Source organism: Pseudomonas frederiksbergensis, assembly GCF_900105495.1.
Lineage (GTDB): Bacteria > Pseudomonadota > Gammaproteobacteria > Pseudomonadales > Pseudomonadaceae > Aquipseudomonas > Aquipseudomonas frederiksbergensis.
Genome location: NZ_FNTF01000002.1, coordinates 6055879 through 6079544, shown reverse-complemented (window position 1 = coordinate 6079544; position 23666 = coordinate 6055879). Strand labels below are relative to the sequence as shown.

20 protein-coding genes and 2 pseudogenes are annotated in these 23666 nt (G+C 60.6%); 16 read left to right on the top strand and 6 right to left on the bottom strand.

The features are described 5' to 3' along the window. Positions 1-70: 70 nt before the first annotated feature. The 6 genes from BLW70_RS28555 to BLW70_RS28530 all read right to left on the bottom strand — a co-directional run bounded on the left by BLW70_RS28555 (position 71) and on the right by BLW70_RS28530 (position 6786). Positions 71-913, bottom strand: a complete 843-nt coding sequence (locus tag BLW70_RS28555) for an ABC transporter permease (RefSeq protein ID WP_074879845.1) — start codon at positions 911-913, stop codon at positions 71-73. Continuing rightward, a complete protein-coding gene (locus BLW70_RS28550; RefSeq protein WP_074879842.1) occupies positions 903-1850 on the bottom strand; it encodes an ABC transporter permease in 948 nt (315 codons plus the stop codon). Before BLW70_RS28550 ends, BLW70_RS28555 begins: the two co-directional genes overlap by 11 nt. A gap of 1 nt (position 1851) precedes the next feature. Next, positions 1852-2889, bottom strand: coding sequence for an ABC transporter ATP-binding protein (locus BLW70_RS28545; protein WP_074879840.1), 1038 nt, complete (start codon positions 2887-2889; stop codon positions 1852-1854). A gap of 160 nt (positions 2890-3049) precedes the next feature. Next, on the bottom strand, positions 3050-4201 hold the full coding sequence (ydcS, locus tag BLW70_RS28540) for a putative ABC transporter substrate-binding protein YdcS (RefSeq protein WP_074879836.1): 1152 nt from the start codon (positions 4199-4201) through the stop codon (positions 3050-3052). Between the two features lie 82 nt (positions 4202-4283). Further along, positions 4284-5771 (bottom strand): gamma-aminobutyraldehyde dehydrogenase, encoded by a 1488-nt coding sequence (locus BLW70_RS28535; RefSeq protein WP_074879833.1) that lies wholly within the window; start codon positions 5769-5771, stop codon positions 4284-4286. 100 nt (positions 5772-5871) lie between these two features. Further along, a complete protein-coding gene (locus BLW70_RS28530; protein ID WP_074879830.1) occupies positions 5872-6786 on the bottom strand; it encodes a LysR family transcriptional regulator in 915 nt (304 codons plus the stop codon). A gap of 187 nt (positions 6787-6973) precedes the next feature. On the opposite strand from BLW70_RS28530, the gene BLW70_RS28525 reads away from it, so the two are divergent. The 16 genes and pseudogenes from BLW70_RS28525 to BLW70_RS28455 all read left to right on the top strand — a co-directional run bounded on the left by BLW70_RS28525 (position 6974) and on the right by BLW70_RS28455 (position 23611). Further along, positions 6974-7696, top strand: a complete 723-nt coding sequence (locus BLW70_RS28525) for a tellurite resistance TerB family protein (RefSeq protein WP_074879828.1) — start codon at positions 6974-6976, stop codon at positions 7694-7696. A 306-nt stretch (positions 7697-8002) separates the two neighbouring features. Then, positions 8003-8422: pseudogene (locus BLW70_RS31630) on the top strand (MCP four helix bundle domain-containing protein); the annotation flags it as partial. Positions 8423-8491: 69 nt separating this feature from the next. Next, positions 8492-9565: pseudogene (locus BLW70_RS28520) on the top strand (methyl-accepting chemotaxis protein); the annotation flags it as partial. Next, entirely contained in the window at positions 9565-10101 is a 537-nt protein-coding gene (locus BLW70_RS28515; RefSeq protein WP_074879823.1) for a chemotaxis protein CheW, read from the top strand. The pseudogene BLW70_RS28520 and the gene BLW70_RS28515, both read left to right, overlap by 1 nt. After that, on the top strand, positions 10098-11372 hold the full coding sequence (locus tag BLW70_RS28510; RefSeq protein ID WP_074879820.1) for a CheR family methyltransferase: 1275 nt from the start codon (positions 10098-10100) through the stop codon (positions 11370-11372). Before BLW70_RS28515 ends, BLW70_RS28510 begins: the two co-directional genes overlap by 4 nt. After that, positions 11369-12052 carry a chemotaxis protein CheW gene (locus tag BLW70_RS28505; RefSeq protein WP_074879817.1) on the top strand — a complete coding sequence of 228 codons (684 nt, stop codon included), beginning with the start codon at positions 11369-11371 and terminating at the stop codon, positions 12050-12052. The genes BLW70_RS28510 and BLW70_RS28505 overlap by 4 nt, the downstream gene beginning before the upstream one ends. Then, a complete protein-coding gene (locus tag BLW70_RS28500; RefSeq protein ID WP_074879814.1) occupies positions 12049-14337 on the top strand; it encodes a hybrid sensor histidine kinase/response regulator in 2289 nt (762 codons plus the stop codon). The genes BLW70_RS28505 and BLW70_RS28500 overlap by 4 nt, the downstream gene beginning before the upstream one ends. Continuing rightward, positions 14334-15344 carry a chemotaxis response regulator protein-glutamate methylesterase gene (gene cheB / locus BLW70_RS28495; RefSeq protein ID WP_074879811.1) on the top strand — a complete coding sequence of 337 codons (1011 nt, stop codon included), beginning with the start codon at positions 14334-14336 and terminating at the stop codon, positions 15342-15344. The genes BLW70_RS28500 and cheB overlap by 4 nt, the downstream gene beginning before the upstream one ends. Positions 15345-15392: 48 nt before the next feature. Next, entirely contained in the window at positions 15393-16394 is a 1002-nt protein-coding gene (locus BLW70_RS28490; RefSeq protein WP_074879808.1) for a response regulator, read from the top strand. 308 nt (positions 16395-16702) lie between these two features. Continuing rightward, positions 16703-17798 (top strand): peptide chain release factor 2 gene (gene prfB, locus BLW70_RS28485; protein WP_102615600.1). Its coding sequence is split into 2 segments (ribosomal slippage): positions 16703-16774 and positions 16776-17798, totalling 1095 coding nucleotides; the frame shifts between segments, so codons are not numbered across the junction. 71 nt (positions 17799-17869) lie between these two features. Then, a complete protein-coding gene (gene lysS / locus BLW70_RS28480) occupies positions 17870-19372 on the top strand; it encodes a lysine--tRNA ligase (RefSeq protein WP_074879805.1) in 1503 nt (500 codons plus the stop codon). A gap of 102 nt (positions 19373-19474) precedes the next feature. Beyond that, on the top strand, positions 19475-20191 hold the full coding sequence (locus BLW70_RS28475) for a TetR/AcrR family transcriptional regulator (protein WP_074879802.1): 717 nt from the start codon (positions 19475-19477) through the stop codon (positions 20189-20191). A gap of 163 nt (positions 20192-20354) precedes the next feature. After that, entirely contained in the window at positions 20355-20909 is a 555-nt protein-coding gene (locus BLW70_RS28470; protein ID WP_074879799.1) for a hypothetical protein, read from the top strand. A 37-nt stretch (positions 20910-20946) separates the two neighbouring features. After that, the gene (locus BLW70_RS28465) at positions 20947-22224 is read left to right on the top strand and encodes a flavohemoglobin expression-modulating QEGLA motif protein (RefSeq protein ID WP_074879795.1); all 1278 of its coding nucleotides are present in this window, start codon (positions 20947-20949) and stop codon (positions 22222-22224) included. A 146-nt stretch (positions 22225-22370) separates the two neighbouring features. Next, entirely contained in the window at positions 22371-23285 is a 915-nt protein-coding gene (locus tag BLW70_RS28460) for an alpha/beta hydrolase (protein ID WP_074879792.1), read from the top strand. Continuing rightward, the gene (locus BLW70_RS28455) at positions 23282-23611 is read left to right on the top strand and encodes a PA3694 family proteiin (protein ID WP_074879789.1); all 330 of its coding nucleotides are present in this window, start codon (positions 23282-23284) and stop codon (positions 23609-23611) included. Before BLW70_RS28460 ends, BLW70_RS28455 begins: the two co-directional genes overlap by 4 nt. Positions 23612-23666 lie beyond the last annotated feature (55 nt).

Here is a 23666-nt window from a genome sequence, read left to right as displayed (position 1 = left end):
TTGAATGTGATGTCCTCATCGCGAGCAGGCTCACTCCTACAGAGATTCGATTCCTTCAGTGGTCATTCGGTTATTTCCCGCCACTGCCCGCAACGCTTTCGCCGCCACGGGTCAGGTAATAGGCGCCGAGGATCGGCAGCATGGTCACCATCATCACCAGCATCGCGACGACGTTGGTCACCGGCACGTCCCGTGGGCGGCTGAGTTGGTTGAGCAGCCACAGCGGCAGGGTGCGTTCATGGCCGGCGGTGAAGGTGGTAACGATGATTTCGTCGAACGACAGGGCAAACGCCAACATGCCGCCGGCCAGCAACGCCGAGCCGAGGTTCGGCAGGACGATGTAGCGGAAGGTCTGCCAGCCGTCGGCACCGAGGTCCATCGAAGCCTCGATCAAACTGTGAGACGTGCGACGCAAGCGGGCGATGACGTTGTTGTAGACGATCACCACACAGAAGGTCGCGTGGCCGACAATGATGGTGAACATTCCCGGCTCGATCCCCAGCGTCTTGAAGGTCGCCAGCAAGGCGATGCCGGTGATGATCCCCGGCAAGGCAATCGGCAGGATCAGCATCAGCGAAATGCCTTGCTTGCCGAAGAAATCCCGCCGGTACAAGGCCGCCGACGCTAGCGTGCCGAGGATCAGCGCAATCAACGTCGCGACGGAAGCGATTTGCAGTGACAGCTTGATCGCTTCCAGTACATCCGGCCGGGAGAACGCCACGCCGATCCACTTCAACGTGAAGCCTTTAGGCGGAAAACTGAACGCCGCGTCTTCGGTGTTGAAGGCGTACAGGAAGATGATCAGGATCGGAAAGTGCAGAAACAGCAACCCGCCCCAGGCGGCGATGCGCAGGCCAAGCGAGGCTTTCTCCCCGTGGGTTTGCGGCACTGGTTTTTTTGCATCAGAGCGCATCGAAGGCCCCCAGTCGTTTCACGATAGTCAGGTAAATGGCGATCAAAACAATCGGCACCAGCGTGAAGGCCGCGGCCATCGGCATGTTGCCGATCGCGCCTTGCTGGGCGTACACCATGCTGCCGACGAAGTAGCCCGGCGGGCCCACCAGTTGCGGCACGATGAAGTCGCCCAGGGTCAGCGAAAAAGTGAAGATCGAACCGGCCGCGATGCCCGGGATCGACAACGGCAGAATCACTTGCATGAACGTCTGGCGTGGCTTGGCGCCGAGGTCGGCCGAGGCTTGCAGCAACGAGGGCGGCAGACGTTCCAGCGAGGCCTGGATCGGCAGGATCATGAACGGCAGCCAGATGTAGACGAACACCATGAACCGGCCCAGGTGCGAGGTCGACAAGGTGCTGCCGCCGACGCCCGGAATGCCCAAAACGAATTGCAACACCGGCTCAAGCCCCAGGTGTTGAACGAACCATTGCGCCACGCCACCCTTGGCCAGCAGCAAGGTCCAGGCATACGCCTTGACGATGTAACTGGCCCACATCGGCATCATCACCGCGATGTAGAAAAACGCCTTGGTTTTGCCGGTGGTGTAGCGCGCCATGTAGTAGGCGATCGGGAACGCGACGATGGCGCTGGCGATCGACACGACGACGGCCATGCTCAAGGTGCGCAGGATGATGTCGAAGTTCGACGGTTGGAACAGCGCAGCGAAGTTCGCCAGGGTCAGGTCGGGCGTGACCGCCATGGTGAAGTCATCGAAGGTGTAGAAGCCTTGCCACAGCAGAACCAGCAGCGATCCGAGGTAGATCGCGCCGAACCACAGCAGCGGCGGCACCAGCAGCAGCGACAGGTAAAAATTAGGCCGGCGATACAGCAGGTTGGAAAACCTGCGCAACGGCGAGCCGCCGGCCGGGGTTTGAGGGAGAGTCACGCTGTTCATCTCACACCCCGCCGACAGCGTTGTCGTGCAGCGGGATCATCGCTTCCCGTGCCCAGCGTGCGCTGATGCGTTGTCCGGTCTGATGCTGCGCGCTGACGTCGAGCCACTGGACGTTGGCCTGGCTGATGTTCAGGGTCTGGCCGTTTTCCAGTTTCACTTCATAGCGCGTGGCGCTGCCCTGGTACTGAATGTCGTGGAGCAAGCCGCTGACTTCGATTTCATGACTGGCCAACGGTCCTTCGGCGAAACGCACGTGTTCCGGGCGAATCGAAAACGGCTGTGGATTGCCACTCAATTGTTTCGCCAGGTCGCCGCGGATCACGTTGGAGGTGCCGACGAATTCGGCGACAAAGGTTGTGGCCGGTTTCATATAGAGGTTGCGCGGGGTATCGACCTGCTCGATGCGCCCCTTGTTGAACACCGCCACGCGATCCGACATGGACAGCGCTTCGGTCTGGTCGTGGGTGACGAAGATGAAGGTGATGCCGAGCTGGCGTTGCAGCTTCTTCAATTCACTCTGCATTTGCTCGCGCAGTTTTAAATCGAGCGCGCCCAACGGTTCATCGAGCAGCAGCACGCGCGGACGATTGACCAGGGCGCGGGCCAGGGCCACACGCTGGCGCTGACCGCCGGACAGTTGCACCGGTTTACGCGCGCCGTAGCCGCCGAGGGCGACCATGTCGAGGGCTTCTTCGGCGCGTTTCTGGCGTTCGGTTTTGCCGACGCCTTTGACCTTCAAACCGTAGGCGACGTTGTCGAGTACGTTCATGTGCGGGAACAGTGCGTAATCCTGGAACACGGTGTTCACGTCACGCTGATACGGCGGCAGCCCGGCGGCCTCGAAGCCGTGAATCCGGATAGAACCTGCACTCGGTTGTTCGAAACCGGCGATCAGGCGCAGACAGGTGGTTTTGCCCGAGCCGGAAGGGCCCAGCATGGAAAAGAACTCGCCGTCCTGAATGTCGATGGAAACCCGGTCAACGGCCTTCACGTCGCCGAACTGACGGGAAACGTTGGTGAACTGGACTGCAAGCGTCATGGTGCGGTGCTCCAAAAAATCGAGGGCTGGTGATGATCGTTCCCACGCTCTGCGTGGGAATGCAGCCCGTGACGCTCTGCGTCACTTTTGCGCGAATGGACGCGGAGCGTCCGGTGATGCATTCCCACGCAGAGCGTGGGAACGATCGGTACGGGGTGTGTCAGCGACCACCCATGATCGAGATGTAGTCCTGGGTCCAGCGGCTGTATGGCACGAATTTGCCGCCCTCAGCCTGTGGGGTTTTCCAGAAGGCGATCTTCTCGAACTGGTCGAAGCCGTTGGTTTTACAGCCCTCGGCGCCGAGCAATTCGCTTTCTTTGCAGCCCGCAGGAACCGCCGGCAACGAACCGAACCAGGCCGCCAGGTCACCCTGGACTTTCGGTTGCAGCGACCAGTCCATCCACTTGTAGGCGCAGTTCGGGTGCTTGGCTTCGGCGTGCAACATGGTGGTGTCGGCCCAACCCGTTGCACCTTCTTTTGGAATGACCGAGGCCACCGGCTGCTTGTCCGCCACCAGGCCGTTGACCATGTAGCCCCAAGTGCTGGACGCCGCCACGCCTTCGTTCTTGACGTCACTCATCTGGACCGTTGCGTCGTGCCAGTAGCGGTGGACCAAGGGCTGTTGCTTGCGAAGCAGGTCCAGCGCCGCTTTGTATTGCGCTTCATTGAGCTGGTACGGGTCCTTGATGCCCAGCTCCGGCTGTTTCGATTTGAGGTAAAGCGCCGCATCGGCGATATAGATCGGGCCGTCGTAGGCCTGGACCCGGCCCTTGTTGGACTTGCCGTCCGGCAGGGTTTGCTCTTCGAACACCACACTCCAGCTGTCCGGCGCCGTTTTGAAGATATTGGTGTTGTACATCAGCACGTTCGGCCCCCATTGGTACGGGGTGCCGTAGGTTTGCTGGTTAACGACATACCACGGGCCATCCTTGAGCCGAGGGTCAATGGTCTTCCAGTTCGGGATCAACGCCGTATTGATCGGCTGCACACGCTTGCCGGCGATCAACCGCAGGGAGGCGTCGCCGGATGCCGTCACCAGGTCGTAACCACCCTTGGACATCAGGCTGACCATCTCATCGGAGGTTGCAGCAGTCTTGACGTTGATCTTGCAACCGGTTTCCTTTTCGAAACCGGTGACCCAGTCGTAGGCCTTGTCGCTTTCGCCACGTTCGATGTAGCCAGGCCAGGCCACAATATCCAGCTGACCTTCGCCGGCACCGACGGCTTTCAGCGGTTCGGCGGCCTGGATACTGGCACTGGCCAGCAGCGCGGTGGTAATAGCACTGAGCAGTGCGGTCTTGTGCACGAACATGGGGTTTCCCTCTTCTTTAATTATGGTCGGGGCAGTTTTGAACGTGGTGAAGCAGGCCGTTAGCGGCTTGTTATAAGCGTAGTCAGAGATGCTGGCCGTGGCGGGCCATGATGTGCCGCACCACGCTGTAGTCCTGGAGCGAATCGCTGGATAAGTCTTTGCCGTAGCCCGAACGCTTCAGGCCGCCGTGGGGCATTTCGCTGACCAACATGAAATGGCTGTTGATCCAGGTGCAGCCGTACTGCAAGCGCGCCGCGACCTGCATCGCCTTGTCGAGGTTCTGGGTCCAGACCGAGGAGGCGAGGCCGTATTCCGAGTCGTTGGCCCAGTCCACGGCTTGTTCGAGCTGATCGAAGCGGGTCACGGTGACCACTGGCCCGAACACTTCGCGCTGGACGATCTCATCAGTCTGTTTGCAACCGGCCAGCAAGGTTGGCTGGTAATAGAAGCCGGCACCGGAATGCACCGCCGCGCCGGTCACTCGTTCGATGTGCGGCTGACCGAGGGCGCGCTCGACGAAACTGGCCACGCGGTCACGCTGGCGGGTGCTGATCAGCGGGCCGATCTCGTTGTCGGCGTCGCGCTTGCCGGCGAAGCGCAAACTGCTGACCGCCGCCCCGAGTTCGGCCACCAAGCGATCATGAATCCCGGCCTGTGCATAAATCCGGCAGGCCGCGGTGCAGTCCTGGCCGGCGTTGTAATAGCCATAAGTGCGCACGCCTTCGACCACGGCTTGTATGTCCGCATCGTTGCAAACGATCACCGGGGCCTTGCCACCGAGTTCGAGGTGAGTGCGTTTCAGGGTTTTCGCCGCGGCCTGGAGGATTTTTTGCCCGGTGACGATATCGCCGGTCAGCGACACCATGCGCACTTTAGGGTGACTGACCAAGTGGCTGCCGACGCCTTCACCGCCGCCGCAAATGATGTTGATCACACCGCGCGGCAGAATCTCGGCCAGCGCGGGCGCCAGGGCCAGAATCGACAGCGGCGTGTGTTCGGAGGGCTTGAACACCAGCGTATTGCCGGCGGCCAGGGCCGGGGCGATTTTCCACGCGGCCATCATGATCGGGTAGTTCCACGGCGCAATCGACGCCACCACACCAATCGGATCGCGGCGAACCATGCTGGTGTAGCCCGGCAGGTATTCGCCGCTGAGCTGGCCAGTCTGGCAACGCACGGCGCCAGCGAAGAAGCGGAACACATCGACCGTGGCGCTCAAGTCATCTTGACGCGCCAGGTGCAACGGCTTGCCACAGTTCAGGGATTCGAGGCGGGCGAGGAGGTCGGCTTGTTTTTCGATGGCGTTGGCGATGTCCAGCAACAGGTTCGAGCGTTGTTGCGGCGTGGTTCGCGACCATCCGGCGAAGGCACGGTGGGCAGCGAGAATGGCGGCTTCGACTTGCTCGGTGCTCGCTTCGGCGATGTGCGTCAGCACTTCCCCGGTGGCCGGGTTGAGGATCGGTTCGACAAAGCCCTGGCCCGCGACCAATTCGCCATCGATCAACAACGCGGTGAACAACGGGGTCTGCGCGCCAGCCATTTTTCGGGTTCTCTTTTCTTGTGTGGCCATGCTGCTCCCTGTGACCGGGGCGCGACCGTCTTCTAGATGTACCAAGACTAGGCGCCGCACCTGAGGTCGACAAATTCTAAATACTGAAGGTGGCGTTCGATTAAATAGATGGCTTGCGCCCGCCGGGAGGTTGCTCGCGGGCGACGGTCAGGAACGGGTCCACCAGCGCCGGGCGCGCGGTGCCGCGACGCCAGGCCAGACCGACGTCGAGGGTCTGGCTCAAGTCGGCAATCGGCCGCGCTTCGATGATGTCGCCCTCCAGTGACCATGGGCGATAAGTCATGTCGGGCTGGATCGACACGCCCAATCCGGCTGCCACCAGGCTTCGCACCGCTTCCGTCGATGCCGTTCGCAAGGTGATGCGCGGTTGCAGGGAGGCCGCGGCCCACATGCGCTGGGCGTTGCGATCCATTTCATCGACGTTCAGCTGAATCAACGGCTCACGGGCCACATCGGCGAGGTTGATGCTGTCGTGTTCCAGCAGCGGATGCTGGGCCGGCAACCACAGCCGATGGGGCGAGTGAGTCAGCACTTCGGTCTGCAAGGCGTGGCGGTCTTCGAGGTTGGAGAGGATCAGCACGCCGACATCGATCTCACCGCTGACCAGCAAATGCTCGATGTAAGGGCGCTCGTCCTCCATCACCCGGATCTCGACATTGGGATAGGCGCGCTGGAAACGAGTGAGTAGATCCGCGAGGTAATAACCGGCCACCAGGCTGGTCACGCCGATGATCAACTGCCCGGCGACCTGATCGGTGCTCTGTTGCAGGCTGCGTTTGGCGTTGTCGACCGTTGCCAGAATCAGGTGCGCCTGGCGTAGGAATTGGTGACCCTGGTGGGTCAGCGTCATGCCCTTGGCGTGGCGGTTGAACAGGCCGACGCCGATTTCCTGCTCCAGTTGCTGGATCGCCAGGGTCAGTGTCGATTGGGAAATGAACGCGGTTTGCGCGGCGGCGGAGATCGAGCCGGTCTCGGCCACGGCGATGAAGTGGCGGATCTGACGCAAGGTCATCATGTGGAATTATCCGGTGGGCGGTTTTTATAGATTTGCTTGAGTGTATATCCATTTTTCTGAAGGGCCCGTGATCAGCGCAAAGGCGCTACGCAACATCTCGAAGCACTCTCGCTCCCGAATGCCGGGCACTTTCGATCTAGGCTGGTGGCCTTATTGATCCGGTTAACCCCTTTTTTGGAGGCGGAAAATGAACACGCGTGGATTGCTCGATCAGCTACTCAAGTCCGGTCAGGACATGTTGCAGAACAAGGCCGGCGGCTCACAGAACAAATCCTCCGGCGGTGGTTTGGGCGGATTGCTCGGCGGCAGCAGCGGTTCGGGCGGCCTCGGCGGCTTGCTCTCGGGCGCAGGCGGCGGTGCGTTGGCAGCCGGAGCCATGGGCCTGTTGCTCGGCAGCAAGAAGGCACGCAACGTCGGCGGCAAAGTCGCCATCTACGGCGGCCTCGCGGCGCTCGGCGTCATTGCCTACAAAGCCTACGGTAATTGGCAGGCCCAGCAGGGCACCGTGTCAAAGACTGAACCGCAGACCCTCGACCGCCTGCCTCCAGCGCAAGTCGAATTGCACAGCCAGGCGATCCTCAAGGCGCTGGTTGCAGCGGCCAAAGCCGATGGCCACGTTGATGAGCGCGAGCGTGCATTGATCGAAGGCGAATTCAGCAAGCTTGATAACGATCAGGAACTGCAGCAGTGGCTGCATGCCGAACTCAGCAAGCCGCTCGACCCGACAGAAGTCGCCCGCGCCGCCAGCACGCCGGAAATGGCTGCCGAGATGTACATCGCCAGTGTGATGTTGGTGGATGAGGAGAGCTTCATGGAGAAATCCTACCTCGATGAGCTTGCACGTCAGCTGAAGCTTGAGCCGGGGTTGAAGGCAGAGCTGGAGAAGCAGGTTCGCCAGGCTTCTATCTAAGCCCTCATATAGGTTTACAGCTGTTTACCCCAACGCCCGATGCCCCGCATCGGGCGTTTTGTATTTAAGGACCGCTCGGTCGAGTGTGGGAGCGAGCCTGCTCGCGATGGCATTTTCAGCGGCACCACAGATTCTTTTGTCATCCACGACCCGTTTCTTGCGATTCAACCCAGACAACAGTCTTATAAATGAAACACAGCCCTCAGCTATACTCCGCAACATTTGAACCGCACCCGAGGACTGACTGTGAAGAACTGGACGTTGCGCCAACGCATCTTGGCGAGCTTTGCGGTGATTATCACCATCATGTTGCTGATGGTCGTGGTGTCGTATTCCCGTTTGCTGTCGATTGAGTCCAGCGAGAACGTTGTGCGCTCGGACAGTGTTCCCGGGATTCACTACAGCTCCCTGATTCGCGGTGCCTGGGTCGATGATTACGTGCTGACCCAGCAACTGATCGGGCTGGGTGGCGGTCGAGACATGACCCAGGCTGACAAGGATATGTACCAGCGTATTGAGGAACGGCTGGAACGCGCGATGGCCAGCTACCAGGGCACCATTTTCGAGAAAGATGATCAGGCAAGGTTCGACGAGTTTGAAAAGCTGCACGACCAATATGACGAGCAGCTCGAAGCGGTACTCGATGTCTACCAGAAAAAGGACTTCGAACAGGCCCGTCGCCTACTCGCCGAACAGTTGACCCCAGCCTGGACTGCCGGCCGCAAACAGCTGGATGAACTCATTGAATTCAACAGGCTGGCGGCTGAAGCGGCCACTGACTCGATCATTTCATCGGTCGCGGTGGCGAAGCTGATCATGGGCATTTCGTTGCTGGTCGCAGTCCTGTGTGCCGGGTTGTGTGGTCTTTTGTTGATGCGCGCGATCATGGCGCCGATGAATCGCATTGTGCAGATCCTCGAAATAATGCGTACCGGCGATCTCAGCGGTCGCCTCAACCTGGCGCGCAAGGACGAATTCGGCGCTGTGGAAACCGGCTTCAACGACATGATGGCCGAGCTGACGTCCCTGGTGTCCCAGGCCCAGCGTTCCTCGGTACAGGTCACCACCTCGGTGACCGAGATCGCCGCCACCTCCAAGCAACAGCAAGCGACCGCCACCGAAACCGCCGCCACCACCACCGAAATCGGCGCGACGTCCCGTGAGATTGCGGCCACTTCGCGGGATCTGGTGCGCACGATGATCGAAGTCTCCACCGCCGCCGATCAGGCCTCGGTGCTCGCCGGTTCCGGGCAGCAAGGCCTGGCGCGGATGGAAGAGACCATGCACTCGGTGATGGGCGCGGCCGATCTGGTCAACGCCAAACTGGCGATCCTCAATGAGAAGGCCGGCAACATCAATCAGGTGGTGGTGACCATCGTCAAGGTCGCCGACCAGACCAATCTGCTGTCGCTCAACGCGGCGATCGAGGCCGAAAAGGCCGGTGAATATGGCCGCGGTTTTGCCGTGGTCGCCACCGAAGTGCGGCGTCTGGCAGACCAGACCGCCGTCGCCACGTACGACATCGAGCAGATGGTGCGCGAGATCCAGTCGGCGGTGTCGGCCGGGGTGATGGGCATGGACAAGTTCTCTGAAGAAGTGCGGCGCGGCATGTCCGAAGTGCAGCAAATCGGCGAGCAGTTGTCGCAGATCATTCATCAGGTTCAGGCATTGGCGCCGCGGGTGTTGATGGTCAACGAAGGCATGCAGGCCCAGGCCACGGGCGCCGAACAGATCAACCACGCGCTGGTGCAGTTGGGCGATGCCAGCAGCCAAACCGTCGAGTCCTTGCGTCAGGCCAGTTTCGCCATCGATGAGCTGAGCCAGGTGGCCGTAGGGCTGCGCAGCGGCGTTTCGCGATTCAAAGTCTGATGAGCGAGCCCTCGGCCAAACGCACCGCCGTGAAGCCGGCGCTGCAATCATTGTTTCTGGTGTTCCGCATCGGCAGCGAGCGTTATGCCCTGCAGGCGATCGAGGTGGCGGAAGTGCTGCCGCGTCTGCCGTTGAAACCGATTCCCCGCGCGCCGGAATGGGTGGCCGGGGTGTTCGCCTACCGCGGCGCGGTGGTGCCGGTGATCGACCTCAGTGCGCTGACGTTCGGCCAACCGGCCCAGGCCCGCACCAGCACCCGCCTGGTGCTGGTCAACTACTGCCCGGATGAGTTCGCTGAGGCGCAATTGCTCGGGCTGATTCTGGAGCAGGCCACCGATACCTTGCGCTGCAACCCGGCGGATTTTCAGCCCTATGGCCTGGACAATCGTCAGGCGCCGTACCTCGGGCCAGTGCGTGAAGATGACCAGGGTTTGCTGCAATGGGTGCGGGTCGCCGACTTGCTTGACGATCAGGTTCGCGCGCTGCTGTTTCCAGCGCAGCCGTTGGACCTGGCGCTGCTTGAGGAGCGGCCATGAGCAACGATCAACGGTTTTTCGATTTTCTCAAAGAGCGCATCGGTCTCGATGTGACCTCGGTGGGCCCGGCGATCATCGAGCGTGCGGTGCGCCAGCGCAGCACGGCATCCAAAGCGCTGACGGCCGATGAGTACTGGCACACCTTGCAGGGTTCGCAGGACGAGCAGCAGGCGCTGATCGAAGCGGTGATTGTCCCCGAGACCTGGTTTTTCCGTTACCCGGAATCCTTCGCCACGTTGGCGAAACTGGCCAGCAAACGCCTGAGCGACATCAACAACATGCGCGCGCTGCGGGTTCTCAGCCTGCCGTGTTCCACCGGTGAAGAACCGTATTCCATCGCCATGGCGTTGCTCGATGCCGGGTTACAGCCGCACCAGTTCAAGGTCGAAGGCATGGACGTCAGCCCGTTGTCGGTGGAAAAAGCCCGGCGCGCGCTGTATGGCAAGAATTCGTTTCGGGGCCAGGACATCGCCTTTCGTGACCGGCATTTCACCGCCGAAGGCGAGGAGGGCTATCGCCTCAGCGGGCGAGTGCTCGAACAGGTGCGTTTGCAGGTCGGCAATCTGCTGGATCCGACGTTGCTGGCCAACGAACCGCCGTATGACTTTGTGTTTTGCCGCAACCTGCTGATCTATTTCGATCAGCCGACCCAGCAGCAAGTGTTCGAAGTGCTCAAGCGTCTGACTCATGTGGATGGCGTGCTGTTTATCGGCCCGGCCGAGGGCAGCTTGCTCGGCCGTTTCGGCATGCGTTCGATCGGCATCCCGCAGTCCTTTGCGTTCAGTCGTCAAAGCGCACCGGAGCCTTTGCCCATTGCGACGTTCGTGCCGACGCCACTGCCCGTGCGCCAACCGGTGCCCAGCGTGGCACCACCGCCCATTCGCAACCGCCCCTTCGCAACGTTGGTGCCGCTACCTGCCGTGACGAAAGTCGCCAACCCGGACACCGCCACACTGCTGGCAAACATCGCCGCGCTGGCCAACGAAGGCAAAAGTGCCGAGGCCCGCGCCGCGTGCGATAGCTATTTGCGCAGTCATGAACCCGTGGCCCAGGTCTTCTACTGGCTGGGCTTGCTCAGCGATGTCGCCGGCAGAGTCCTTGAAGCCCAGGGGTTTTATCGCAAGGCGTTGTACCTCGACCCGCAACATCCCGACGCGTTGATGCACCTCGCGGCATTACTGCAGTCCTTGGGCGACACCGCGGGAGCCAGACGATTGCAGGACCGCGCCGCCCGCAGCGAGCGCGCCGCTGACAGTGAGCGTAAACGATGAACGCCGCCGACACCTTTAGCCTCACCCATGAAGATGCCCAGGCCATCGACGACTGCTGGAACCGCATCGGTATCCACGGCGACAAGTCCTGCCCGCTTCTGAGCGATCACATTCACTGCCGCAATTGCGCGGTGTATTCGGCCGCGGCGACGCGCTTACTCGACCGCTACGCGTTGCAGCAGGAAGACCGTGGGCAAGCCTCCAGCACGCTCGAGAGCGAGGTGAAAACCCGTTCACTGCTGATGTTCCGCCTGGGTGAAGAATGGCTGGCCCTGGCCACTCGCAGTCTGGTGGAAGTGGCGCCGCTGCAAGCGATTCATTCCCTGCCGCACCAACGCTCCCGGGCTTTGCTCGGCGTGGCGAATGTGCGCGGCGCGTTGGTGGCGTGCCTGTCGCTGGTGGAATTGCTCGGGCTCGATGGCGCCAGCAGCACGGCGTCCGGTGCGCGGGTCATGCCGCGCATGCTGATCATCGCCGCACACGGCGGGCCGGTGGTGGTGCCGGTGGATGAAGTGGACGGGATTCACGCCATCGACGAGCGCGTCCTCGAGGCGGCGTCCCGCTCTGGTACGCAGGCCAGCGCCAAATACACCCGTGGCGTGTTGCAATTCAAAAGTCGCAGCCTGCGTTGGCTGGATGAAGAACAGCTGTTGTCCGCCGTGACCCGGAGCCTTACATGACCCCCGAGCAAATGCGCGACGCCTCTTTGCTGGAACTGTTCAGTATGGAAGCCGAGGCCCAGACGCTGGTGCTGAGCGCAGGTCTTCTGGCGCTGGAGCGCGACCCGACCCAGGCCGATCATCTCGAATCGTGCATGCGCGCGGCGCACTCGCTCAAGGGGGCGGCGCGGATTGTCGGCGTCGATGCCGGGGTCAGCGTCGCGCATGTGATGGAGGATTGCCTGGTCAGTGCCCAGGAAGGGCGCCTGTACCTGCGGCCCGAGCACATCGATGCCTTGTTGCAAGGCACCGATTTGCTGATGCGCATTGCGACGCCGGACAACAACCCTGAACCGGCGGAAATCGAGGCCTATGGGGTGTTGATGGCGCTGTTGCTGGATCCGATGGCGGCGCCCGCTCCGGTCACTGCGCCAGTCGCGCCGGTGATGGCGGAACTTCAGCTCGAAGCACCTGCGCCCAAGGCCGAAGCGCCAATTCCGGTCGCCGAACCGCAACCCGCAGAACCGCCACGCAAGGCCAAGCGCACTACCGAAAATGGCGAGCGGGTGCTGCGAGTCACGGCCGAACGCCTGAACAGCCTGCTTGATCTGTCGAGCAAATCATTGGTGGAAACCCTGCGGCTCAAACCGCACCTGGCCACCATGCAACGCCTCAAGCGCATGCAGAACAATGGCCTGCGAGCCCTGGAAAATCTCAACGTCCACCTCAAGGAACATGCCTTGAGCCTGGAAGCACAGGAAGCCCTCGAAGTCGCTCGTCGGCTATTGGCTGAGTCTCAGCAATTGCTGGCGGAAAAGAACGCCGAACTGGATGAGTTCGCCTGGCAGGCCAGTCAACGGGCGCAAGTGTTGTACGACACCGCGTTGGCTTGCCGCATGCGGCCGTTTGCCGATGTGTTGACCGGGCAGGAGCGCATGGTCCGCGACCTCGGTCGCAGCCTCGGCAAGCATGTGCGGCTGGAGATCGAGGGCGAGAAAACCCAGGTCGACCGTGACGTCTTGGAAAAGCTGGAAGCGCCGCTGACGCACCTGCTGCGCAATGCCGTGGATCACGGCATCGAATCCCCGGAACAACGGCTATTGGCGGGCAAACCCGCTGAAGGCCTGATCCGTTTGCGCGCTTCCCATCAGGCCGGTTTGCTGGTGCTGGAGTTGAGCGATGACGGCAATGGCGTCGACCTGGAAAAGGTCCGCCGCAGCATCATCGAACGCCAATTGTCCCCGGCCGAAACCGCCGCGCAATTGAGTGAGGAAGAGCTGCTGACCTTCCTGTTCTTGCCGGGTTTCAGCCTGCGCGACACGGTCACCGAAGTCTCCGGGCGCGGCGTCGGGCTGGATGCGGTCCAGCACATGGTCCGCCAGGTGCGCGGCGCGGTCGTGCTGGAGCAGGTGGCGGGCGAGGGCAGTCGTTTTCACCTCGAAGTGCCGCTGACCCTGTCGGTGGTGCGCAGCCTGGTGGTGGAAGTCGGTGATGAGGCGTATGCCTTCCCGCTGGCCCATATCGAACGGATGTGCGATCTGGAGCCGGCGGACATTGTCCAGGTCGAAGGTCGTCAGCATTTCTGGCACGAAGGCCGGCATGTCGGGCTGGTCGCCGCCAGTCAGCTGTTGCAGCGCCCAGCGGGCCAGAACAGTCAGCAAACCCTAAAAGTGGTGGTGATTCGCGAACGCGAGGCGATTTACGGCGTGGCGGTCGAGCGGTTTATCGGCGAACGAACGTTGGTCGTGTTGCCGCTGGACGAGCGTCTGGGCAAGGTGCAGGACATTTCCGCCGGGGCCTTGCTCGACGATGGTTCCGTGGTGCTGATCGTCGATGTCGAAGACATGCTGCGTTCGGTGGACAAACTGCTCAATACCGGGCGTCTTGAGCGCATCGCCCGACAGGGCAACCAGGCGGTTGAAGCGGCTCGAAAACGGATTCTGGTGGTCGACGATTCGCTGACGGTGCGTGAGCTGCAACGCAAGTTGCTACTCAATCGCGGCTACGACGTGGCGGTGGCGGTGGACGGAATGGATGGCTGGAACGCATTGCGATCGGAGGATTTCGATCTGCTGATCACCGATATCGATATGCCGCGCATGGATGGCATCGAGCTGGTGTCTTTGCTGCGTCGGGACAATCGCCTGCAATCCCTGCCGGTGATGGTGGTGTCTTACAAGGATCGTGAAGAGGACCGTCGCCGTGGACTGGACGCTGGAGCCGACTATTATCTAGCCAAGGCCAGTTTTCATGACGACGCCCTGCTTGACGCGGTGGTTGAGCTCATTGGAGGAGCGCGTGCATGAAAATAGCGATCGTCAACGACATGCCCATGGCGGTGGAGGCTCTACGCCGCGCCTTGGCTTTCGATCCGGCGCACGAAGTGGTCTGGGTCGCCAGCAATGGGGCCGAGGCGGTGCAGCGGTGCGCTGAAAATACGCCGGATCTGATTCTGATGGACCTGATCATGCCCGTGATGGACGGCGTGGAGGCGACCCGGCGGATCATGGCCGAGACGCCGTGCGCGATTGTCATCGTTACGGTCGACCGCGAGCAGAACGTGCATCGGGTGTTCGAGGCCATGGGCCACGGAGCGCTGGATGTGGTCGATACGCCGGCCATCGGTGCCGGCAATGCCCAGGAGGCAGCAGCCCCGTTACTGCGCAAGATCATGAACATCGGTTGGCTGATCGGTGACCGGGGCAATCGCGAGCGAGCCGCCCCGAGCCCGCACCGCAGTTCAGGTTCGCGCCAGCGCCTGGTCGCCATTGGCTCATCGGCAGGTGGGCCGGCGGCGCTGGAAGTCTTGCTCAAGGGGCTGCCGCAAAATTTTTCGGCGGCCATCGTGCTGGTGCAGCATGTCGACCAGGTGTTCGCCGCCGGCATGGCCGAATGGCTCAGCAGCGCCAGCGGCCTGGATGTGCGCCTGGCCCAGGAAGGTGAGCCTCCGCAGGCCGGCTCGGTGTTGCTGGCGGGCACCAACCACCATATTCGCTTGTTGAAAAACGGCACGCTGGCCTACACCGCCGAACCGGTCAACGAGATCTACCGGCCCTCGATCGATGTGTTTTTCGAGAGTGTGGCCAGTTACTGGAACGGCGATGCCGTGGGTGTTTTGCTCACCGGCATGGGACGCGATGGCGCACAGGGGCTTAAACTCATGCGCCAACAGGGCTACCTGACCATCGCTCAGGATCAGAACAGCAGTGCGGTGTACGGAATGCCGAAGGCGGCAGCGGCCATCGATGCCGCGATGGAAATCCGTCCACTGGACAAGATAGCGCCACGATTGCTGGAGATATTCCCCAAATGAAGAACTTTCACAGCAATCCTGGACCAAGTAGTACTCAGGTGACTGCCTATGAATGACTTACAGCTCGACGGCTTCAAAACCGACGAAAACGCCGCCATGGTGTTGTTGGTGGACGATCAGGCAATGATCGGCGAGGCGGTGCGCCGCGGGTTGTCGAACGAAGAAAACATCGACTTCCACTTCTGCTCCGACCCGCACCAGGCCATCGCCCAGGCGATCCGAATAAAACCGACGGTGATTCTCCAGGATCTGGTGATGCCCGGTCTTGACGGCTTGAGCCTGGTGCGCGAATACCGCAACCATCCGGCGACCAAGGACATCCCGATCATTGTCCTGTCGACCAAGGAAGACCCGCTGATCAAGAGCGCGGCGTTTGCGGCCGGGGCCAATGATTACCTGGTCAAGTTGCCGGACAACATCGAACTGGTGGCGCGCATCCGCTATCACTCGCGCTCCTACATGACGTTGCTGCAGCGTGACGCCGCGTATCGCGCGCTGCGGGTCAGCCAGCAGCAGTTGCTGGACACCAACCTGGTGCTGCAACGCTTGATGAACTCGGATGGCCTGACCGGGCTGTCGAACCGTCGGCATTTCGACGAATACCTGGAGCTTGAGTGGCGCCGTTCGCTGCGCGACCAGAGTCAACTGTCCCTGCTGATGATCGATGTGGATTACTTCAAGTCCTACAACGACAGTTTCGGTCACCTTGAAGGCGATGAAGCCTTGCGCAAAGTGGCCACGGCGATCCGTGATGCCAGCGCCCGACCTTCGGACCTGCCGGCCCGTTACGGCGGCGAAGAATTCGCCCTGGTGCTGCCCAATACGTCGCAGGGCGGTGCCCGGATGGTGGCGGAAAAACTGCGCCAGACCGTAGCGTCGCTAAAAATTCCGCATATTTCCCCGATTGAAGGATCGAGCCTGACCATCAGCATCGGCCTGTCGACCATGACCCCGCAACCGGGGGGCGATTGCCGTCAACTGATCTCGGCGGCGGACAAGGGGCTGTATCTGGCGAAGAACAATGGGCGCAATCAGGTTGGGATCGAATAACCCACAAACCACCTCACGCCGTAGCACCGTAGCTGCTGTCGAGCCCCGCGAGGCTGCGTTCGGTGCGGGCCGCGTTCGGACGCAGCCGTCGTAAAACCAGGCAACGCGATCTTCCAGACAAACCGCGTGCGCAGGACTGGCGAGGACTTCGTCCTCGAACGCGGCCTCGCGGGGCTCGACCGCTGCTACAAGTGTTCGCCGTTTAGCCAAAACCATTCGCCCCTAAAGCCGCCAGGCGGGCTGCCGTGACAGCCTGATTACGTTATACTCGCCGGCTTTCAAAAGTTCGCCAACGAGTGCTGCCCGCCATGGAAATCAACCCGATCCTTAACAGTATCAAGGACCTGTCCGAGCGCTCCGAAACTATTCGGGGGTATCTTTGACTACGATCAAAAGCATGAGCGTCTGACTGAAGTCAATCGCGAGCTTGAAGATCCGTCTGTCTGGAACAACCCGACGTACGCTCAGGAGCTGGGCCGCGAGCGGTCGCTGCTGGCTCAGATCGTCGAAACCCTCGACGAAATGCACACAGGCCTGGCCGATGCCAAAGACCTGCTGCTGATGTCCGCCGAAGAAGAAGACCAGGCCGCCGTCGATGACGTCGCTGCCGAAGTCGAGCGTTTGCGCGAATCCCTGGAAAAACTCGAATTCCGTCGCATGTTCAGCGGTGAGATGGACGCCAACAACGCTTACCTGGACATCCAGGCCGGCTCTGGCGGTACCGAGGCTCAGGACTGGGCCAACATCCTGCTGCGCATGTACCTGCGCTGGGCCGACAAACGCGGTTTCGACGCGACCATCATGGAACTGTCGGCCGGTGAAGTCGCCGGTATCAAAGGCGCTACCGTGCACATCAAGGGCGAATACGCCTTTGGCTGGTTGCGTACCGAAATCGGCGTGCACCGCCTGGTGCGCAAGAGCCCGTACGATTCCGGCAACCGTCGCCACACCTCGTTCTCGGCCGTGTTCGTGTCGCCGGAAATCGATGACAACATCGAAATCGACATCAACCCGTCGGACCTGCGCATCGATACCTATCGCTCCTCCGGTGCCGGTGGTCAGCACGTAAACACCACCGACTCGGCCGTGCGTATTACGCACGTACCGTCCAACACCGTGGTCAGCTGCCAGAACGAACGCTCCCAGCACGCCAACAAAGACACCGCGATGAAAATGTTGCGGGCGCGCTTGTACGAGCAGGAAGTACAGAAACGCAATGCCGCCTCCCAGGCCCTGGAAGACACCAAGTCGGACATCGGCTGGGGTCACCAGATCCGCTCGTATGTACTCGATGCGTCGCGAATCAAGGATTTGCGCACTAACATCGAACGCAGCGACTGCGACAAGGTGCTCGACGGCGATATCGACGAATACCTGGTGGCCAGCCTGAAACAAGGCTTGTAAACCGCCAGTCAAGACCTTAAGTCCCCTGCCACCCGCGGGGGCAACGAACCTGTGATGGAATTTTTAAAGACATGAGCGACCTAGAACTCGACCCGCAAGCCCTGCAACAGGAAGAAAACTCCCTGATCGCCCTGCGCAAGGAAAAGCTGGCTGCCGAGCGCGCCAAGGGCAATGCCTTCCCGAACGACTTCCGCCGCGACAACTACTGCGAAGACTTGCAGAAACAGTACGCGGACAAGACCAAGGAAGAGCTGGCAGAGGCTGCGATCCCGGTCAAGGTTGCCGGTCGCATCATGCTCAACCGTGGCTCGTTCATGGTGATCCAGGACATGACCGGTCGCATTCAGGTCTACGTCAACCGTAAAACCCTGTCCGAAGAAACCCTGGCCTCGGTGAAAACCTGGGACATGGGCGACATCATCGCAGCTGTTGGCACCCTGGCGCGTTCCGGCAAGGGCGACCTGTACGTCGAAATGACTGAAGTGCGCCTGCTGACCAAATCCCTGCGCCCGCTGCCGGACAAGCACCACGGCCTGACCGACACCGAGCAGCGCTATCGCCAGCGTTACGTTGACCTGATCGTCAACGAAGAAGTGCGCCAGACCTTCCGCGTACGTTCGCAGGTGATTGCGCACATCCGCAGTTTCCTGATGCAGCGCGACTTCCTGGAAGTGGAAACGCCGATGCTGCAAACCATTCCGGGTGGCGCGGCAGCCAAGCCGTTCGAGACTCACCACAACGCGCTGGACCTGGAAATGTTCCTGCGTATCGCGCCTGAGCTGTACCTCAAGCGTCTGGTGGTCGGTGGTTTTGAAAAGGTCTTCGAGATCAACCGCAACTTCCGTAACGAAGGCGTTTCCACTCGTCACAACCCTGAATTCACCATGTTGGAGTTCTACCAGGCTTACGCCGACTACGAAGACAACATGGACCTGACCGAAGAACTGTTCCGCGAACTGGCGCAGCTGGTTCTGGGCAGCACCGACGTGCCGTACGGCGACAAGGTGTTCCACTTCGGCGAACCGTTCGTGCGTCTGTCGGTGTTCGACTCGATCCTCAAGTACAACCCTGAGCTGACTGCTGACGACCTGACTGATATCGAGAAGGCCCGCGCCATCGCCAAGAAGGCCGGCGCCAAGGTGCTGGGCTTCGAAGGTCTGGGCAAATTGCAGGTGATGATTTTCGAAGAGCTGGTCGAGCACAAGCTGGAGCAGCCGCACTTCATCACTCAGTACCCGTTCGAAGTGTCGCCGCTGGCCCGTCGTAACGACGACAACCCGAACGTCACCGACCGTTTCGAACTGTTCATCGGTGGCCGTGAAATCGCCAACGCCTACTCCGAGTTGAACGACGCGGAAGACCAGGCCGAGCGCTTCATGGCGCAGGTGGCTGACAAGGACGCTGGCGACGACGAGGCCATGCACTACGACGCCGACTTCGTTCGCGCGCTGGAGTACGGCATGCCGCCAACGGCCGGTGAAGGTATCGGCATCGACCGTCTGGTGATGCTGCTGACCAACTCCCCGTCGATCCGCGACGTGATCCTGTTCCCGCACATGCGGCCACAAGCGTAAGTGTTTCGATAAAAAAGCCGCCTAAAACAGGCGGCTTTTTATTGCCTGTCTGGTACAAACGTATCAATTGGTTACTTTTCAAGTAAGAGAGGAATACCTGTCGTGAACCGTGCAATTGCTCAAGAGGGTGCAGCGGACGTCGCCACTGCGGTCGCTGAAAGTGTTCAGTACCAGGGTCGCAAGGCCAGCCGACAGGGCAGTGAACAGCGTCGACAGGACATTCTCGATGCGGCGATGCGCATTGTCGTGCGCGATGGCGTACGGGCCGTGCGTCACCGCGCGGTGGCCGCCGAGGCCGGTGTGCCGCTGTCGGCCACCACTTACTATTTCAAGGACATCGATGACCTGCTCACCGATACCTTTGCCCAATACGTGGAACGCAGCGCGGCGTTCATGGCCAAGTTGTGGACCAGCAACGAAGGCCTGCTGCGCGAGATGGTTGCTTATGGCGATGGCAGCCCCGAGTCGCGTTCGCAGCTGGCCGACGATATCGCGCGACTGACCGCCGATTATGTGCAGCGTCAGTTGCACACCCGTCGCGAACACTTGATGGCCGAACAGGCGTTCCGTCAGGAAGCCCTGTTGAACCCGCGTCTGGCGGAGTTGGTGCGCTCGCATCAGCAAATTCTTCTGCAAGGCACCTGCCATTTTTTCGAGGTGTTGGGTTCCCGCGAACCACAACAGGATGCCAAAGTGTTGACGGCGATTATCGGACGGATGGAATATCAGGGCCTGCTCAACGACGCCGAGCCTGTCGCCGAAGCCGAAATGCTCGGCATCCTGACCCGCTACATGCATTTGGTATTGGCGTCGGTGTAACCCCAGTGGGCGCCACACCTCCTGTGGGAGTGAGCCTGCTCGCGATAGCGGTTTAACATTCAACATTGATGTTGGCTGACACACCGCTATCGCGAGCAGGCTCGCTCCCACAGGGGGAGGTGGTGTTCACTTGAGGTCCGCGTGTATTCAAAGGGAGTGTTGAATGAAAGCCTGGCGTGTCGTTGTGATCGCCTTGTCGTTCCTGCTGCTCAGCGGCTGTCTGGTGACCTTCAAGGAGCCGCTGCCCTCGAGCGAGCCCGCGCCTGAAGGGTTGCTCGGCAAATGGACCAGCACCAACGCCTGGGGCGAGCCGATGAATCTGGAACTGACACGCCTGGGCGACAATCACTATCAGGCCGTCAGCTACTTCAAGACCAAACCCAAGGAGCGCGAAGCCTATCCCTTCACGGTGACCCGCCATGGCAGTCGCTGGTACTTGTCGGCCAAAGTACCGGCGCAGTTCGGTGGGCATTTCACTATCGCCGGTTTTGAACTCACCGATAAGCATGAGCTGGTGGTCTATAACCTCGACCTCGAGCAGATCAACCAGGCCCTGAGGCAAAAAATCCTCAACGGCGAAGGCTTCCAGACCGACGACGGCGACGGCGTATTGATCAACAACACGCTGGACCAGGTCTTCGCCTACCTCGACGACCCGGCCAATTCCGATGTGTTCGTCGAGGCCGTGCGCTATCAGCGCCTGGCCAAAGCCAAATAAACCCAGCACGTAAACGGTTTTTCTACAGGAGTTTCGGGTGGACGATTACCAGCAGTCGATACGCATTTTGTCCGATCGCATTGTGCTGGCGCAGACGCCGATTCGCGTCCTGGATGCGGTGAAGTGGGACGACAACATCCGCAAGGGTTTCCTCAAGGCCAAGGGCAAGGAAATGCCGGCGGTGGACCGCGATTACTACCTGAACCGGCCGCTGGCATTCGACTCCAGCAAGGTGAAGCTGGAATTCCAGAACATCGAACGCGACATCACCCGACAGCTTGGTCAGTTCAACCCGGTCGGCCAGATCATGCGCCGCATGTGCAAGGAATACCGCATGGTGGTGCGCATGCTCGAAGCGCGCGGCACCGAGGATTTCGGGCTGATTTCACAGGAGCTTTACGGTGCCGCTTCCGACGCGTTCCACGCCGGTGATCCGACCCTTTCCGACCTGGGCCTGATGCTCTCGGATTACCTGAACAATATCGATGGCCGTGGCGACCTGAAGGACGAACCGAAACTCCTCACCGCCAAGGAAGCTGTCCACCTGCTGCAAACCCGCTTGAACAAGGTGTTCGGCGAGGCCGAGGAAACCATTCGCGTATTCGAGTCCGACGGAATCGTCGCCGATGCGGCGGCTGGCGCCGACTACATCAAGATCCGCGCCGACGCGATGTTCAACGACCGTGACGTGCGCGCCCTGGAAGTCCACGAAGGGCTGGTGCATGTGGGAACCACGCTCAATGGTCTGAACCAGCCGATCTGCACCTTCCTCTCCAAAGGTCCGCCGTCGTCGACGGTGACTCAGGAAGGCCTGGCGATCCTGATGGAAATCATCACCTTCGCCTCGTACCCGAGTCGCCTGCGCAAACTGACCAACCGCACCCGCGCCATTCACATGGTGGAAGAGGGCGCGGACTTCCTGCAGATCTTCGAGTTCTTCCGTGAGCAAGGCTTTGAGATGGCTGAAAGCTACGGCAATGCCAGTCGGGTGTTCCGTGGCTCGGTGCCGACAGGTCTGCCATTTACCAAAGACTTGTCCTACCTCAAGGGCTTCATCATGGTTTACAACTACATTCAGTTGGCCGTGCGTAAAGGCAAGCTTGAGCAGATACCGCTGCTGTTTTGCGGCAAGACCACGCTGGAAGACATGCGGACCTTGCGCCAGTTGGTGGATGAAGGGCTGGTGGTGCCACCCAAATATTTGCCGGATCAGTTCCGTGACCTGAACGCGTTGTCGGCGTGGATGTGCTTCTCCAACTTCCTCAATCACCTGAGCCTAGACCGGATCGAAGCGGATTACTCCAACATTTTGTGAACAATGAGATCCCTGTGGGAGCCGAGCTTGCTCGCGATAGCGGTCTAACATTCAACACTTCTGTTGTCTGACACGCCGCCATCGCGAGCAAGCTCGGCTCCCACAGGTACTGTGTTCAGTCTCCAATTTTTGCGAGGTTTCATCGGATGAGAATCCTCGGTTTCTTCTGCCTTCTCCTGACCTTGAGCGGCTGCAGTTCGCTGTTGTTCTACCCTGAGCCCGGCCAGCTGTTTACCCCGGAAAAAGCCAAACTCGAATACCGCGACGTCACCCTGACCACCGCCGATGGCCTCAAGCTGCACGGCTGGTGGTTGCCGGCCAAACAAGGTGTCGAGGTCAAAGGCACGGTGCTGCATTTGCACGGTAACGGTGGCAACCTGCCCATGCACCTTGGGGGCAGTTGGTGGTTGCCGGCGGAAGGTTATCAAGTGCTGCTGGTGGACTATCGCGGTTACGGGCTGTCTGAAGGCGAACCGAGTTTGCCGGCGATCTATCAGGACATCGACGCCGCGTTCAAATGGCTCGACCATGCGCCGGAGGTCAAAGACAAGCCGCTGATCCTTCTGGGCCAGAGCCTGGGTGGTTCGATGGCCGTTCACTATCTCGTTCAACACCCCGAGCGACAGAAGCAACTCAAGGCCTTCGTGCTTGACGGCGTGCCCGCCAGTTATCGCAGTGTCGGTCGCTTTGCGTTGAGCAATTCATGGGTTTTCTGGACGTTCCAGGTCCCGCTGTCCTGGCTGGTGCCGGACGGCGACAGCGCGATCAACTCCATGGCGCAGCTCAATGGCGTGCCGAAACTGATCTACCACAGCATCGACGATCCGATCGTGCCCCTTTCCAACGGCATCCGTCTGTATCAAGCTGCGCCGCCGCCGCGAGTGCTGCAACTGACCCGTGGCGGTCATGTGCAGACGTTCGCCGACCCGGTCTGGCGCAAAGTCATGCTGCGTTATCTCGACGACCCGCAGCATTTCAACGGTCTGCGCCGCCTGGGCGAAGTGCCGAATTACCCGGCGCCGAACAATTCTGAAGATGAACCACCAGAGAGTCCGCAATGAGTGAAGAACGTAATGCCATCCCGCTGATCATCACCGGTATCTGCAGCATCCTCGGCACCGTCGGAGCCCTGTGGTTCTACGGCTACTTGCACTTCGCCAAACCCGAAGATGCACTGCTGCTCAGCGATTTCACCATGCTCAAGACGGTGCCGGGCGAAGACTACAAAGTCTCCCTGGAACCGGCCGCGCAAGTCGCGCAGTGCATCGACGGCGTGCTGGTGATGTTCGACACCGAACAGAAAGGCCTGAGCGGTGTGTTGATCAACAACAAGAAAAAAGCGGTGCGCTGCATGGGCGAGGAAACCCCGCAGAAGCTGCAACCGTAACGCTCCTTTTGATCTTAAAAACAAAAGCCCCGCCTGATCAGATCAGGCGGGGCTT